We start from the raw sequence: 14,908 nt of genomic DNA, 5'->3' as shown, positions 1-14,908 counted from the left end.
GGACGCGACGATGACCACCAGCCCCGAGTACGCACCACCCACCGGGCAGCCGTGGCAGCCTGCAGCCCCGGCTCAGCCCCAGCAGCCGCCGTATCCGCCGGTCGCGGCGACACCCGCATCCGGTGGATACGTGCTGCATCGCTGGCCGCGCTGGGCTCAGAACACCGCGGTGATCGTCGGAGCGGTCGCCGTGCTGGTCGTCGTGTTCTTCGCGGGGTTCTTCACCGCGCACGCGACGGACGGCGGTCGCCCGGGCATCGGGAACCGGCAGGAGTTCCAGCCGCGCCAGTTCGGCAACGGGTTCGGCCAGAACGGCGGCCCGTCGCAGAACGGCGGCCAGACCCAGAACGGCGGCCAGACCCAGAACGGCGGATGACCTACCAGGAGACCGGCAGCGCCTTGCCCTCCTCGTAGCCGGCGGCCGACTGGATGCCCACCAGCGCGCGCTCGTGGAACTCCGGCACCGAGCGCGCGCCCGCGTACGTGAACGAGCTGCGCACGCCCGTCGTGATCATGTCGAGCAGGTCTTCGACGGACGGGCGCTGCGGGTCGAGGTAGATGCGCGAGCTGGAGATGCCCTCCGCGAAGAGGGTCTTCCTGGCCAGCTCGTACGCGTCGAGTCGCTCGAAGCGGCCCTTGACCGCCTTGGTGCTCGCCATGCCCCAGCTCTCCTTGAAGAGCTGGCCGTTCGCATCCCGGTCGAGGAGGCCCGGCGCCTCGATGGTCCCGGCGAACCAGGAGCCGATCATCACGGACGCCCCTCCGGCGGCGAGCGCGAGGGCGACGTCGCGCGGGTAGCGCACTCCGCCGTCCGCCCAGACGTGGGCGCCGAGCTCGCGGGCGGCCTCCGAGGTCTCCAGCACCGCGGAGAACTGCGGGCGGCCGACGGCGGTCATCATGCGGGTGGTGCACATCGCGCCGGGTCCGACGCCCACCTTGAGGATGTCGGCGCCGGCGGAGACGAGGTCGCGGACGGCCTGCTCGGTGACCACGTTGCCCGCCACGATCGGCAGGCCGAGCCCGAGGCCCTTGACCGTGTGGATGGCGCGGCGCATCCCGTCCTGGTCGCCGTGCGCCGTGTCGATGACCAGCACGTCCACTCCTGCTGCCGCGAGCGCCTTCGCCTTGCTCGCGACGTCGCCGTTGATGCCGACGGCGGCCGCGACGCGGAGTCGGCCGTGCGCATCGAGAGCCGGCTGATAGATCGTGGAGCGCATGGCGCTCTTCTGGCTGAGGGTGCCGACCACGCGGCCGTGGTCGAGCACGGGGGCGAACTCGAGTCCGGCGGCGCTCATCACGTCGAAGGCGGCGCGGCCGTCCGGCAGGTCTTCTGCGTCGAGGGCGGTGAGGGCTCCGTGCAGGAGGTCGCCGAGGCGCGCATCCGGGAGGGCTGAGCCGAGCTGCGTCGCGGCGAGGCAGCCGAGGTACTTCCCGTCGGTGTCGTGGATGACGATGCCGTGGCCCTCGACAGCCGGCACGCGGCGGAGCGCGTCGGCGACCGTCTCCTCCGGAGACGCGGAGTACGGGGTGTCAAACGCGACGGGCTGCGCCTTGACCCAGCGGATCGCGTCGTCGAGGTCCTGCAGGTGCATGTCCTGCGGCAGCACCCCGAGACCGCCGCGGCGGGCGAGGGTCGCGGCAAGGCGTTTGCCGGTCACCGAGTTCATGTTGGCGGACACGATCGGGATGGTCGCCCCTGTGCCGTCGTTGGGCGCGAGCGACACGTCGAGGCGGCTCGTCACGTTGGATCTCGACGGCACGAGGAACACGTCGGAGTATGTGAGATCGTGGCGCGGGGTCGTTCCATAGAACTGCATGGGAATAACGGTATCCCTCACGGGCGAGCGCCCGCACCAGGCGCCGGAAGGGATTAGGCTTGATGACTGGATGGAAACGGGTGGTGACCGTGCTGCCTGGCAACAAAGAATCAATGGAGAGAGTGGGCGAGCGGCTGTGTCGAGCCAACTGACCGGAGTGGGAACCGACGACGGATCGTCGGGCGAATTCGGAGCCAATGAATGGCTCGTCGACGAACTGTACGAGCAGTTCGTCGTCGACAAGAATTCGGTCGACAAGTCCTGGTGGCCGATCCTCGAGAGCTACCAGCCGACCGTGAAGGACGACGGTCAGGCATCCACCCCCTCCCCCAGCGAGACCCCGGCCCCCACCCCGGCAGAGCCGACAGCGCCGTCCCCGACGGAGCCCCTGGCCCCCACGCCGGCGGAGCCGACAGCACCCACCCCTGCCGAGCCGTCGACGCCGGCAGGCGACGCACATCCCGTCACCGCGCCCATCCCGGTCATCGGCGCCCAGCCCGTCGCACGCACCACGTCGATCGCGCCGAAGCCGCAGCCCGTGCCGGCCGACGCCCCCGTCACCGCCCCGCAGACCGTCGTCTCCGGCGAGGACGGCGCGCCGGAGACGCAGGACAAGATCACCCCGCTCCGCGGCATGTCCAAGACGCTCGCCACCAACATGGATGCGTCGCTCACCGTGCCGACCGCCACCAGCGTCCGCACCATCCCGGCCAAGCTGATGATCGACAACCGCATCGTCATCAACAACCACCTGAAGCGCGCCCGCGGCGGCAAGGTCTCGTTCACGCACCTGATCGGCTGGGCGCTGATCCAGGCGCTCAAGGAGTTCCCGAGCCAGAACGTGTACTACGACGTGATCGACGGCAAGCCGTCGCTCGTCGCGCCTGCGCACGTCAACCTCGGCATCGCGATCGACCTCCCCAAGCCGGACGGCACCCGCGCCCTCCTCGTCCCGAGCATCAAGCGTGCGGACACGATGGGCTTCGGCGAGTACCTCGCCGCATACGAAGACCTGGTCAGCCGCGCCCGCAACAACAAGCTGGGCGCAGGCGACTTCGCGGGAACCACCATCTCGCTCACCAACCCGGGCGGCATCGGCACCGTGCACTCCGTGCCCCGCCTGATGAAGGGCCAGGGCGCCATCATCGGCGCCGGCGCCCTCGAATACCCTGCCGAGTTCCAGGGGTCGAGCGAGAAGACGCTCGCCGGGCTCGCCATCGGCAAGACCATCACGCTCACCAGCACGTACGACCACCGCGTCATCCAGGGTGCAGGCTCCGGCGAGTTCCTGAAGATCGTGCACGAGATGCTGATCGGCAAGCGCAGCTTCTACGAGGACATCTTCGCCGCGCTGCGCATCCCGTACGAGCCGATCCGCTGGGCGCCCGACATCAGCGTCGACCTCGCGAGCGCCGTCGACAAGACCGCCCGCGTGCAGGAACTGATCAACGCGTTCCGCGTGCGCGGCCACCTGATGGCCGACATCGACCCGCTCGAGTACGTGCAGCGTTCGCACCCCGACCTCGACATCGCGAGCCACGGCCTCACCTTCTGGGACCTCGACCGCGAGTTCGTCACCGGCCAGTTCGGCGGGGACAAGCGCAAGATGCTGCTCCGCGACATCCTCGGCGTGCTGCGCGACTCGTACTGCCGCACGGTCGGCATCGAGTACATGCACATCCAGGACCCCGCCCAGCGCAAGTGGATCCAGGACAAGGTCGAGCGCGGCTACGAGAAGCCGTCGCACGACGAGCAGCTCCGCATCCTCGGCAAGCTGAACGAGGCCGAGGCGTTCGAGACCTTCCTGCAGACCAAGTACGTCGGGCAGAAGCGGTTCAGCCTCGAAGGCGGAGAGTCGACCATCGCCCTCCTGGATGCGATCCTCGAGGGTGCGGCGACCGAGAAGCTCGACGAGGTCGCGATCGCGATGGCCCACCGCGGCCGCCTCAACGTCCTCACCAACATCGCCGGCAAGACGTACGGTCAGATCTTCCGCGAGTTCGAGGGCACGCAGGACCCGCGCACGGTGCAGGGCTCCGGCGACGTCAAGTACCACCTCGGCACCGAGGGCACCTTCCGCGGGGCCGACGGCGAGGAGATCCCGGTCTACCTGGCCGCGAACCCGTCGCACCTCGAAGCCGTCGACGGCGTGCTGGAAGGCATCGTCCGCGCCAAACAGGACCGCCGCCCGCCGAACACCTTCCTCACGCTGCCCGTGCTCATCCACGGTGACGCCGCGATGGCCGGCCAGGGCATCGTCGTCGAGACGCTGCAGATGTCGCAGCTGCGGGCATACCGCACCGGCGGCACCATCCACGTCAACATCAACAACCAGGTCGGCTTCACCACGCCGCCCACTGAGTCCCGCTCATCGGTGTACTCGACCGACGTGGCCAAGACCATCCAGGCGCCGATCTTCCACGTGAACGGCGACGACCCGGAGGCCGTCGTCCGCGTCGCCCAGCTGGCGTTCGAATACCGCCAGGAGTTCAAGCGCGACGTGGTCATCGACCTCATCTGCTACCGCCGCCGCGGCCACAACGAGGGAGACGACCCCTCGATGACGCAGCCGCTCATGTACAACCTCATCGAGGCCAAGCGCTCCGTGCGCCGCCTGTACACCGAGGCCCTCGTCGGCCGCGGCGACATCACAGAGGAAGAGTACGAGCAGGCGCACCGCGACTTCCAGGAGCGCCTGGAGCGCGCCTTCATGGAGACGCACGCCGCGCAGACCAACTCGACGCCGGTGGTCACCGGCGACGGAGCGGTCGCCGACCTCGAACTGCCTGCCGCCCAGCAGGAGGACAACGTCGGGGAGCCGGAGACCACGGCCGTCAGCGAGCAGGTCATCCACCTCATCGGCGACGCGTTCAACAACCCGCCTGCCGGCTTCACCGTGCACCCGAAGCTGCAGCAGCTCCTCGCCAAGCGCGGAGAGATGAGCCGCAACGGCGGCATCGACTGGGGCTTCGGCGAGCTGCTCGCCCTCGGTTCGCTGCTGCTCGAGGGCACCCCGGTCCGCATGGCCGGCCAGGACACCCGGCGCGGCACCTTCGTGCAGCGTCACGCCGTGTTCCACGACCGCTCGAACGGCCAGGAGTGGCTGCCGCTGGCGAACCTCAGCGACAACCAGGCCAAGTTCTGGATCTACGACTCGCTGCTGAGCGAGTACGCGGCGATGGGCTTCGAGTATGGATACTCGGTCGAGCGACCGGATGCCCTCGTCCTGTGGGAGGCGCAGTTCGGCGACTTCGCCAACGGTGCCCAGACGATCATCGACGAGTTCGTGTCGTCCGCCGAGCAGAAGTGGGGCCAGCGCTCGTCGCTCGTCCTGCTGCTCCCGCACGGCTACGAGGGTCAGGGACCTGACCACTCCAGTGCGCGCATCGAACGCTACCTGCAGCTGTGCGCGGAGAACAACATGACCGTCGCGCGTCCGTCGACGCCCGCGTCGTACTTCCACCTGCTGCGCCGTCAGGCGTACGCCCGCCCCCGCCGCCCGCTCGTCGTCTTCACCCCGAAGGCGATGCTGCGACTGCGCGGAGCATCCAGTGAGGTCGGCGACTTCACGCAGGGCAAGTTCGAGCCGGTCATCGACGACGCCAGGATCAGCGACAAGGGCGCCGTCAAGCGCGTGCTGCTGATGGCGGGCAAGCTCTACTACGACCTCGCCAACGAGCTGCAGAAGAACCCGAACCCGGAGATCGCCCTCGTGCGCGTCGAGCAGTACTACCCGCTTCCCGCCGCCGAGCTGAAGGCCGTCGTCGACTCGTACCCGAACGCCGAACTGGTGTGGGTGCAGGACGAGCCGGAGAACCAGGGCGCCTGGCCGTACATGATCCTCGAGACCTCCAAGCTGGGCCCGCGCCCGCTCGGTGTCATCTCGCGGGCTGCGTCGGCGTCGCCCGCCGCCGGTTCGGCCAAGCGTCACGCGCAGGAGCAGAGCGTGCTGATCCAGCGCGCGCTCACGCTGTAACCGCATCCCGGTCCTGTCAGGGGCGTCTCGCGTCAGCGCGAGGCGCCCCTCGCCGTTTGCGGCGGCCGCGCGTATGGTGACGGCATGACTGTCGTGACGAAGCACCGCCTCGGGGAGCCATGCTGGGTCGACTATGCGAGCTCAGACGTTCCCCGGGCCACGGAGTTCTACACCGCCCTGTTCGGCTGGACGGCCGAGGAGGCGGGCGGGGAGTATGGCGGCTACGTCACGTTCCGCCGCGACGGGCACGCCGTCGCCGGTCTCGGAGCCGTGATGGGCGACGCGCAGCCGAACTCCTGGCTCACCTACCTGCTGGTCGAGGACGTGGATGCGTCCGAGCGAGCGGCCGTCGACGCCGGGGCGGAGGTCTACTCCCCCGCGATGACCGTCGGCGATCAGGGCAGGATGGCCGTCATCGCCGACCCGGGCGGCGCTGTGATCGGGCTCTGGGAGCCCGGAGCGCACCGCGGGTTCGAGCTGGTCGCGGAGATCGGCGGGCCGGCCTGGCACGAGCTGTACGCGCGCAGCTACGCGACGCAGGTCGACTTCTACACGAAGGTGTTCAACTGGCAGACGCAGGTGCTCGGCGACACCGCCGACTTCCGCTACTGCACGTTCGGCCCGGACGGGATGCCGGCGGGCGGCGTCTACGACGCGGACAAGATGCTTCCGGAGGGCGTGCCGTCGCACTGGGTGGTGTACTTCGGCGTGCAGAACGCCGAGGAGTCGTGCGCCCGCGTCGTCGAGCTGGGCGGGACCGTCATCCGCGACCCGTGGGACAGCGAGTTCGGACGGTTCGCGCAGGTCACCGACCCGCTGGGCGGGCTGTTCCTCCTGCACCAGGTGCGGTAGCGGGAGCTGCCGTCGCCGCGGTCGGTGCCGGCTCGCTCAGTGGGTGGCCTGGAAGCCCCGGATGCGCAGCAGCACTTCCTCGCGCAGCGTCTCCGGCGCCGTCTCTTTGCACGCCCGCTGCACCACCTCGGTGAGGACGACGCTCAGGTGCGCTTCGTCAGCGCATCCATTGCAGGTGGCGAGGTGCTCGCGGATGTCGGCAGCATCTTCGCTGCAGAGTTCGTTGCGCAGGTATTCCTCGAGGTCCTGTTTGGCCTTGTCGCAGCCGCAGTCGGTCATTTCGTGCTCCTGGGTGTTTGCACGGCGGAAAGTCCCCGCTCGTGCGCGTAGTCGGTGAGAAGCTCCCTCAGCATCCGGCGGCCGCGGTGCAGGCGGCTCATCACGGTGCCGATCGGGGTCTTCATGATGTCGGCGATCTCCTGATAGGAGAAGCCTTCGACATCAGCGAAGTACACGGCCATCCTGAAGTCCTCCGGAATGGCCTGCAGCGCGTCTTTGACGGCGCTGTCTGGCAGGTGGTCGATCGCCTCAGCCTCAGCCGAACGGCTGGTGGATGCGGTGGTCGACTCTGCGCCGCCGAGCTGCCAGTCCTCGAGCTCGTCGATCGTGCCCTGGTACGGCTCGCGCTGCTTCTTGCGGTAGGTGTTGATGAAGGTGTTCGTGAGGATGCGGTACAGCCAGGCCTTCAGGTTCGTGCCCTGCTGGAACTGGTTGAACGCCGCGTATGCCTTGACGAAGGTCTCCTGGACCAGATCTTGCGCGTCGGCAGGGTTTCTAGTCATGCGGAGAGCCGCTGCGTACAGCTGGTCCATGTACTGCAGCGCCTGCTCTTCGAAGAGCGGACCGAGGTCGTCAGTTGCGGTGGTCATCACGGGCAAGTCTAGTTCCGCGCGTGTATCCACGCGCGGAGAGTCCAGGACGGCGCTCGTGAGGGTCACAGACTTTCCTTCCTTCGGTCGAAAACGCGGATACCCTTGACAACGATGCTGATCTCGAAATATTCCGCGCCAGAGTTCGATCCGTACGGCGACAACCGCGCCGACGAGCCGAACACGCTGTGGCCGGCGCCCGTCGCGGCCGGTCCGCTCACCGCATCCGTGTCGCTGCCAGGCTCCAAATCGCTGACGGCGAGGGAGCTGGTGCTCTCCGCTCTCGCGGACGGGCCGTCGCTGCTGCGCGCCCCTCTGCACTCGCGCGACAGCGAGAACATGGTCGAGGCGCTGCGCGCCCTCGGCGTCGGCATCGAGGCGAAGAAGGGCGCGAGCGAGTTCGGCGACGACCTCCTGGTGACGCCCGCCGACGAGCTGCTCGGCAGCACGACGATCGAGTGCGGCCAGGCGGGCACCGTCATGCGGTTCGTTCCCCCGATCGCCGGCCTGGCGCTCGGGCCGACGATGTTCGACGCGGACGACTCGGCCCGCGGCCGGCCGATGTCGTCGATCATCTCCTCGCTGCGCGACCTCGGCGTCGACGTCAACGACGACGGCCGCGGCTCCCTGCCGTTCACCGTGCACGGCACGGGCACGGTTGCCGGTGGCGCCATCACGATCGACGCATCGTCGTCCAGCCAGTTCGTCAGCGCGCTGCTGCTCTCCGCCAGCCGGTTCGAGAACGGCATCGACCTCACCCACTCCGGCGAGCGCCTCCCGAGCCTTCCGCACATCGAGATGACCATTCAGACGCTCGCAGCGCGCGGCGTGACGGTCGAGTCGCCCGAGGTGGGCCGCTGGGTCGTCGCGCCTGGCACGATCGGCGCCCGCGACGTCGACATCGAGCCGGACCTCTCCAACGCAGCGCCCTTCCTGGCCGCGGCGGTCGTCACCGGAGGCTCCGTGACGTTCACCGGATGGCCGGAGCACACGACGCAGGTCGGCGCAGACCTGGCCGACCTCCTCCCGCTGTTCGGCGCGACGGTCACCCGCGACGGCGACCGTCTCACGGTGACCGGCGGAGACCGCATCCCGGGTGTCACCCTCGACCTGACGACGGGCGGAGAGCTCGCTCCCGCACTGGTCGCCATCGCCGCACTGGCGGACGGACCGAGCGAGATCACCGGCATCGGGCACATCCGGCACCACGAGACGGACAGGCTGGCGGCGCTGGTCGCCGAGATCAACGGCCTCGGAGGTGCGGTCACCGAGCTCGAGGACGGCCTGCGCATCGAGCCGCGTCCGCTGACCGGCGGCGTGTGGCGCAGCTACGAGGACCACCGGATGGCCACGGCAGGCGCGATCATCGGCCTGGTGGTTCCCGGCGTCGAGATCGAGAACGTCGCCACGACCGCGAAGACCCTCCCCCAGTTCACGCAGCTCTGGGCTCGCCTGGTCGAGGAAGGCACCGCCCCAGCGTGACGGAGAACGCAGCGTGACGGAGAACACCGGGTCGTGGTGGGACGACGACGATGACGACGACGAGGCGTACTCCGAGTTCGACGAGTCGAGCATCCGGAGCCGCCCCAACCCGAAGGGCAACCGGCCGCGCACCAAGACGAGGCCGGAGCACGGGGATGCGCAGATCGCGCGGGTACTCGGCGTCGACCGCGGCAGGTACACGGTGCTCCTCGACGAGGACACCCCGGACGAACGGCAGATGACGGCGGCCCGCGCCAGCGAGCTGCGCAAGCAGGCCATCGTGACCGGCGACCGCGTCGCCGTGGTCGGGGATACGACCGGCGAGGACGGCACGCTCGGCCGGATCGTCCGCATCGAGCCGCGCACCACCCTGCTGCGGAGGAGCGCGGACGACACGGACGAGGTCGAGCGGGTGATCGTCGCCAACGCCGACCAGATGCTCATCGTCGTGGCCGCCGCGAATCCTGAGCCGAGAACCCGACTGGTCGACCGCTATCTGGTCGCCGCGTACGACGCCGGCATCACCCCGATGCTCTGCGTCACGAAGATCGACCTCGCCGACCCTGCGCCGTTCCTGGAGAACTTCGCCGGGCTCGACCTGCCCGTGTTCACGAGCAGGGAGGACCACATCCCGGTGGATGCGATCAAGGCCGCCCTGGTGGGGCACGACACGGTGGTGGTCGGGCACTCGGGCGTCGGCAAGTCGACGCTGGTCAACGAGATCGTGCCGGGCGCGATGCGCGCGACGGGCCATGTGAACATGGTGACCGGCCGCGGCAGGCACACGTCGTCGTCGACCGTGTCGCTGCGGGTGGAGAACGCCGAAGGTCACGGCTGGGTCATCGACACCCCGGGCGTGCGGTCGTTCGGGCTCGGGCACATCAACACCGACAGCATCCTGAAGTCGTTCACCGACCTCGCCGAACTCGCCGAGGACTGCCCACGGGGATGCACGCACCTGCCGGATGCGCCGGACTGCGCGATCGTGGAGGCCGTCGAAGCCGGAGCGCTCGGCGAGACGGGGCGCGCGCGGCTGGACTCGCTGCAGCGGCTGCTCGCGACGTTCGCCTGAGTTCTTCTGAGCGAGCCCGATTCGCCCGCGCGGCCCACTGGTGCGCGAGAATGAAGCCATGACTGATGTGCGACTCGAAGCGGGAGACGCCGCCCCGGCGTTCACGCTCACAGACCAGGACGGCGCGCCCGTCTCGCTCGGCGACTACGCGGGCAAGAACGTGATCGTGTACTTCTACCCGGCGGCCATGACCCCCGGCTGCACCACGGAGGCCTGCGACTTCCGCGACAACCTCAACTCTCTGGCGTCCGCCGACTACCAGGTCATCGGCATCTCCAAGGACGCCCCGGCCAAGAACAAGCAGTTCCAGGAGCAGGAGGGCCTCAACTTCCCGCTGCTGAGCGACGAAGACCTCGCCGTGCACCAGGCATACGGCGCGTACGGGGAGAAGAAGCTCTACGGCAAGACCGTCACCGGCGTCATCCGCTCGACGTTCGTCCTGAACCCGGACGGCACCGTCCGTCTCCGCCTCTACAACGTGAAGGCCACCGGCCACGTCGCGATGCTGCGCAAGAAGCTCGGCATTGACTGAGATTACAAATATTTACGGGTGTGATCCAGCACTCTAGAGTCGGGATACGGCGTCCACCGCCGCATCCCGCACGAAGGAGTGTCCCATGAGCAGCATCGCAGAGCAGAACCAGGGAACCGCGCCGTCGGCCGCGACTGAACCCCCGCAGCCCGCCCGCGTCGAGATCGCCGATCCTGGACCGCTCGGACTCGCGGCGTTCGCCCTCACGACGCTGCTGCTCAGCCTCGCCAACGCCAGGATCCTTCACGAGGCAGGCGCCGCGGCGGTGAGCATGGCCCTATTCTTCGGCGGACTGACCCAGGCGGCCGCCGGGCTCTGGGAGTTCGCGCGCGGCAACACGTTCGGCGCCACGGCGTTCACGGCCTACGGGGCGTTCTGGCTGTCGTTCTGGTGGCTGCAGACGAACCCGGACGTCGCCGAGCGCGCCGGGTCGGCCGGTGTCGGTGTCTACCTGCTGGGCTGGACGCTCTTCACCGCCTTGATGACTGTCGCCGCGGCGAAGACCAACGGGGCGACGCTCGCGGTCTTCGTGCTCCTCACCATCACGTTCGCCGCGCTCACCATCGGCGACCTCGCCGGCGCGGAGGCCGCCACGCGGCTCGGAGGGTGGCTGGGCCTCGTCACCGGCCTCACGGCTCTCTACACCTCCTGGGCGGGCGTCACCAATGCCACCTGGAAGCGCGATGTGCTCCCGGTGTGGCCGCGCGCCTGAGCAATCCTGCCCTGCCCGTCCTCCCCGGCCCGTCCCCTCGCTCCGGCCGTCGCGCGCTCGTGTGCACCGTGTGGCGCGTCGCGCTCCCGCGCGCGGCGACCGGACCTACACGCCGAAGCTAGACGGGCAGTCGCGGCACCGAGGCGAGCAGGCGCTGGGTGTACGGGTCCTGCGGGCGGCCGAGCACCTCGGTCGTGGCACCCTGCTCGACCACGCGGCCTCCGCGCAGCACGACCGTCTGGTCGCACAGCGACGCGACCACGCCGAGGTCGTGCGAGACCATGACGACGGTCATGCCCTCCCGCCTGCTCAGTTCGCCGAGCAGGTCGATGATCTGGATGCGCGTCGTCACGTCGAGCGCGCTCACCGGCTCGTCGGCGAGCAGCACTCGCGGCCGGGAGACCACGGCGCGCGCGATGGCGATGCGCTGCCGCTGACCGCCGGAGAACTCGTGCGGAAAGCGCGCGGCAGCATCCACCGGCAGGCCGACGGCCGTGAGCGCCTCGGCCACGCGGTCCCGCGCATCCTGACCGGAGGCGACCTTCAGGCTTGTCAGCGGCTCCGCGATGATGCGGCCGACGCTCTGCCGGGGGTCGAGCGACGAGTACGGGTCTTGGAACACCGTCTGCACGCTCCGGCGGAACTCGCGCATCCTGGCCCTGTCGCGGCGGTCGAGGGGCACCCCGTCGAACAGGAGCTCGCCGCTCGTCGGGCTGGTCAGCCCGAGCAGCAGGGACAGCGCGGTGGTCTTGCCGGCGCCGGACTCTCCGACCAGGCCGACGTTGCGGCCGGGCTCGACGGCGAGCGAGACGGCGTCCAGCGCGGCAGTGGATGCGCGCCGATAGCGGAAACCGGCCTCACGAAGCTCCAGGATGGCGCTCACGACACCTCCAGGGCTCTGTCGAGTTCGCGTGCGCTGGCGACGAGTTCGATCGTGTACGGGTCGCTGGGGGCCGTGAGGAGCCGCTGGATGCTGCCCTCCTCGACTACCCGGCCGGCCCGGAGGACGAGCGCGCGCTCCGTCATCCGGGAGACGACGGCGAGATCGTGGCTCACGAACACCAGCGCCATGCCGCGCTCGGCCACGATGGCGTCGATGAGCGACAGGATCTCCGCCTGCACCGTCACGTCGAGCGCGGTGGTCGGCTCGTCGGCGATGAGCAGCTGCGGGCGGCAGGCGAGGGCGGCTGCGATGGCGACGCGCTGTCGCTGACCGCCGGAGATCTCGTGCGGGTACGCGCGGGCGATCCGCTCCGGCTCCGGCAGCCGCACCTCGGCGAGCGCGTCGAGCACGGCGCGGTGCAGCGCGTCTCCACGGAGCCCGAGGTGGCGACGCAGGGGTTCCGCGACCTGCTTGCCGAGGCGCATCAGCGGGTCGAGGGCGGTGAGCGGCTCCTGGAAGACCACGGACGCGACGCGTCCGCGCAGCGCGACCAGATCGCGCTCCTTCGCACCGACCACCTCCACGCCGCCGAGCACGGCGCTCCCGGATGCGACGAGCCCGGCCGGCAGCAGCCCGGTGACGGCGAAGGACGTGAGCGACTTGCCGGAGCCGGACTCGCCGATCAGGCTCAGTCGCTCCCCCGCCGCGACGCTGAACGTCACGTCGCGCACGAGCGGTGCGCCGGACGCCGAGGTGACGCCGAGCCCGCGCACGTCGAGCAGCGTCTCCGCATCCCGTTCGGTGGAATCGCTCATCGGGATCGCCTCCTCGTCGGGTCTGCGACGTCGCGGAGCCCGTCGGCGACGAGATTGACGCCGATCACCAGCACCACGAGGGCCACACCGGGCGCGATCGCGCCGACGGGTGCCGTCGCCACCGTTCCCTGTGCCTCCTGCAGCAGCCGGCCCCACGAGGCGTTCGGCGGCGGGGCGCCGAGCCCGAGGTACGACAGGCTCGCCTCCGCCAGCACGGCGACGCCGAACTGCAGAGCGAGGTTCACGCTGAGCGTCGGCCAGATGTTGGGCAGGATGTGCTTGCCGACGATGCCCAGCCAGCTCGTGCCGGACGTGCGGGCCGCCGTGACGTACTGCATCGAGAGCACACGTTTGGCGAGCACGCGGGTGAGCCGGGCCACCACGGCGGACATCGCCAGGCCGATCGCGAGGATGGCCGTGCCGAGCGATGCGCCCTGCGCCGCGACGATCAGCATCGCGAGCAGCAGCGTCGGGAACGCGATCAGGATGTCGAGCGCTGCCGAGATCGTGTCGTCGAGCCAGGTGGTGGCGAATGCGGCGAGCAATCCGAGCGTGATGCCGATGAGCGCCCCGATGGCGACGGAGCCGACACCCACCGCCAGCGCGATGCGCGCGCCCACCATCAGCTGGGAGAGCAGGTCGCGGCCGAGCTTGTCCGTGCCGAGCCAGTGCGCAGCATCCGGATGCTCGAGCCGGCCGCCCGCCGTGTCGCTCGGCGCGTACGGCAGCCAGAAGAACGAGACGACGGCGACCACGACGACGATCCCCACCAGCACGGCGCCGATGCTGAGCGACGCGGACCGGCGCCTGCGCACCCGCGCCGGCGGCTGCTGCCCGGTCTCTCCCGCGTGTCCAGCGGCCTGGTCGACGATGGCGCTCATCGGTTGCCCGAGATGCTCTGCCGCAGACGCGGGTCGACGAGACGCTGCACCAGGTCGGCCGCGAAGCCGATCAGCAGCACGGCCAGGGTGCTCACGAACAGGATGCCCTGGATGTTCGGGTAGTCGTGCTGCTGGATCGCCCGCAGCAGCATGCTTCCGAGCCCGGGCAGCGTGAATACGCTCTCCACCACCACGGCGCCGAGGAAGGTCGTCGCCAGCTCGATGCCCAGGATGGAGATGACGGGCACGGCGCCGTTGCGCAGCCCGTGCCTCCTCATGGCCTGGCCGAAGCTCGACCCGAGGGCGCGCGAGTTGCGGAGGTAGTCGCTGCCGATCACATCCAGGGTGGCGCTGCGCACATACCGGGCGATGGATGCGCTCATCACCACGGCGATCGTGATCACCGGGAGGGCGAGCGACGTGAGGGCTGCGCCCGGGTCGGCCCAGTCGTCGCGCGGGAAGCCGCCGGATGGGAACCACCGCAGATTGATCGAGAAGGCGCTCACCAGCAGGATGCCGACCCAGAAGACGGGCACGGCGATCCCGAGTTGCGAGATGGCGGACAGGGCGACGCCGTACCAGGTGTCCGACTTCCAGGCAGCGACGAACCCGATCACGAGCGCGAGTGCCAGCGCGATCACGAACGAGATGAGCGTGAGCGGGATGGTCACCGCCAGCCGGGAGGCGATCTCCGGGCCGACCGGCAGCGAGGAGACGAACGACTCCCCCAGATCGAGCGTGAGCATCTGGCCGAACCAGGAGAAGAACTGCTGCAGCAGCGGCTGGTCGCTGCCCACCTGCTCCTGCGCGGCCTTGATCTGCTCCGGAGTGGCGTTCACGGACAGCAGTGCGTTGGACGGGTCTCCCGGCAGCACCCTCAGCAGCAGGAAGAGGACCACCATGGCAAGCAGCAGCGACACCACCAGGAAGGCGAAGCGACGCAGAAGATAGACGGCCATGACGTTCTCAAGAGTAAATGCTCGGGGAGCCGGCGACCGGCCCCCCGAGCATCCGGTG

14 protein-coding genes are annotated in these 14,908 nt (G+C 69.6%); 7 read left to right on the top strand and 7 right to left on the bottom strand.

Features of this window, described 5'->3' with window-relative positions; genetic code table 11:
- Positions 1-10 precede the first annotated feature (10 nt).
- Positions 11-376 carry a hypothetical protein gene (locus HF024_RS05480; protein ID WP_085369966.1) on the top strand — a complete coding sequence of 122 codons (366 nt, stop codon included), beginning with the start codon at positions 11-13 and terminating at the stop codon, positions 374-376.
- 1 nt (position 377) lies between these two features.
- Here the strand turns inward: HF024_RS05480 and HF024_RS05475 are convergent, their stop codons facing one another.
- Positions 378-1,817, bottom strand: coding sequence for a GuaB1 family IMP dehydrogenase-related protein (locus HF024_RS05475; RefSeq protein ID WP_085369965.1), 1,440 nt, complete (start codon positions 1,815-1,817; stop codon positions 378-380).
- Positions 1,818-1,953: 136 nt separating this feature from the next.
- Between HF024_RS05475 and HF024_RS05470 the strand changes: the two genes are divergently transcribed.
- Together HF024_RS05470 and HF024_RS05465 are read left to right on the top strand one after the other, a co-directional pair.
- A complete protein-coding gene (locus HF024_RS05470; RefSeq protein WP_210724026.1) occupies positions 1,954-5,793 on the top strand; it encodes a multifunctional oxoglutarate decarboxylase/oxoglutarate dehydrogenase thiamine pyrophosphate-binding subunit/dihydrolipoyllysine-residue succinyltransferase subunit in 3,840 nt (1,279 codons plus the stop codon).
- 84 nt (positions 5,794-5,877) lie between these two features.
- The gene (locus HF024_RS05465) at positions 5,878-6,645 is read left to right on the top strand and encodes a VOC family protein (RefSeq protein WP_168688914.1); all 768 of its coding nucleotides are present in this window, start codon (positions 5,878-5,880) and stop codon (positions 6,643-6,645) included.
- A gap of 36 nt (positions 6,646-6,681) precedes the next feature.
- Here HF024_RS05465 and HF024_RS05460 read toward each other — a convergent pair whose 3' ends face one another.
- On the bottom strand, positions 6,682-6,924 hold the full coding sequence (locus HF024_RS05460) for a zf-HC2 domain-containing protein (protein ID WP_085369963.1): 243 nt from the start codon (positions 6,922-6,924) through the stop codon (positions 6,682-6,684).
- Positions 6,921-7,514: a sigma-70 family RNA polymerase sigma factor gene (locus HF024_RS05455; RefSeq protein WP_247597317.1), complete on the bottom strand. Its 594-nt coding sequence runs from the start codon at positions 7,512-7,514 to the stop codon at positions 6,921-6,923. Before HF024_RS05455 ends, HF024_RS05460 begins: the two co-directional genes overlap by 4 nt.
- 114 nt (positions 7,515-7,628) lie before the next feature.
- Here HF024_RS05455 and aroA point away from each other — a divergent pair, with 114 nt between their 5' ends.
- From aroA to HF024_RS05435, 4 genes are all read left to right on the top strand, one after another.
- Positions 7,629-8,996, top strand: coding sequence for a 3-phosphoshikimate 1-carboxyvinyltransferase (aroA, locus tag HF024_RS05450; protein ID WP_168688913.1), 1,368 nt, complete (start codon positions 7,629-7,631; stop codon positions 8,994-8,996).
- A gap of 13 nt (positions 8,997-9,009) precedes the next feature.
- A complete protein-coding gene (gene rsgA, locus HF024_RS05445) occupies positions 9,010-10,068 on the top strand; it encodes a ribosome small subunit-dependent GTPase A (protein WP_168688912.1) in 1,059 nt (352 codons plus the stop codon).
- 58 nt (positions 10,069-10,126) lie between these two features.
- Complete coding sequence (bcp, locus tag HF024_RS05440) at positions 10,127-10,600, top strand: thioredoxin-dependent thiol peroxidase (RefSeq protein ID WP_168688911.1); 474 nt, start codon at positions 10,127-10,129, stop codon at positions 10,598-10,600.
- Positions 10,601-10,685: 85 nt separating this feature from the next.
- The gene (locus tag HF024_RS05435; protein ID WP_085369959.1) at positions 10,686-11,312 is read left to right on the top strand and encodes a GPR1/FUN34/YaaH family transporter; all 627 of its coding nucleotides are present in this window, start codon (positions 10,686-10,688) and stop codon (positions 11,310-11,312) included.
- Between the two features lie 118 nt (positions 11,313-11,430).
- Here HF024_RS05435 and HF024_RS05430 read toward each other — a convergent pair whose 3' ends face one another.
- Genes HF024_RS05430 through HF024_RS05415 form a run of 4 tightly spaced genes read right to left on the bottom strand, consistent with a single transcriptional unit; the run spans position 11,431 to position 14,850 of the window.
- On the bottom strand, positions 11,431-12,195 hold the full coding sequence (locus HF024_RS05430) for an ATP-binding cassette domain-containing protein (protein WP_168688910.1): 765 nt from the start codon (positions 12,193-12,195) through the stop codon (positions 11,431-11,433).
- Positions 12,192-13,010 (bottom strand): ABC transporter ATP-binding protein, encoded by an 819-nt coding sequence (locus HF024_RS05425; protein ID WP_168688909.1) that lies wholly within the window; start codon positions 13,008-13,010, stop codon positions 12,192-12,194. The genes HF024_RS05430 and HF024_RS05425 overlap by 4 nt, the downstream gene beginning before the upstream one ends.
- Positions 13,007-13,891 (bottom strand): ABC transporter permease, encoded by an 885-nt coding sequence (locus HF024_RS05420; protein WP_168688908.1) that lies wholly within the window; start codon positions 13,889-13,891, stop codon positions 13,007-13,009. Before HF024_RS05420 ends, HF024_RS05425 begins: the two co-directional genes overlap by 4 nt.
- Positions 13,888-14,850, bottom strand: coding sequence for an ABC transporter permease (locus tag HF024_RS05415; RefSeq protein ID WP_085369955.1), 963 nt, complete (start codon positions 14,848-14,850; stop codon positions 13,888-13,890). The genes HF024_RS05420 and HF024_RS05415 overlap by 4 nt, the downstream gene beginning before the upstream one ends.
- Positions 14,851-14,908: the final 58 nt, after the last annotated feature.

This window comes from Leifsonia sp. PS1209 (genome assembly GCF_012317045.1).
GTDB lineage: Bacteria > Actinomycetota > Actinomycetes > Actinomycetales > Microbacteriaceae > Leifsonia.
Note: the sequence above shows the minus strand (reverse complement) of the source record. Positions and strands in the feature narration are given on the sequence as shown.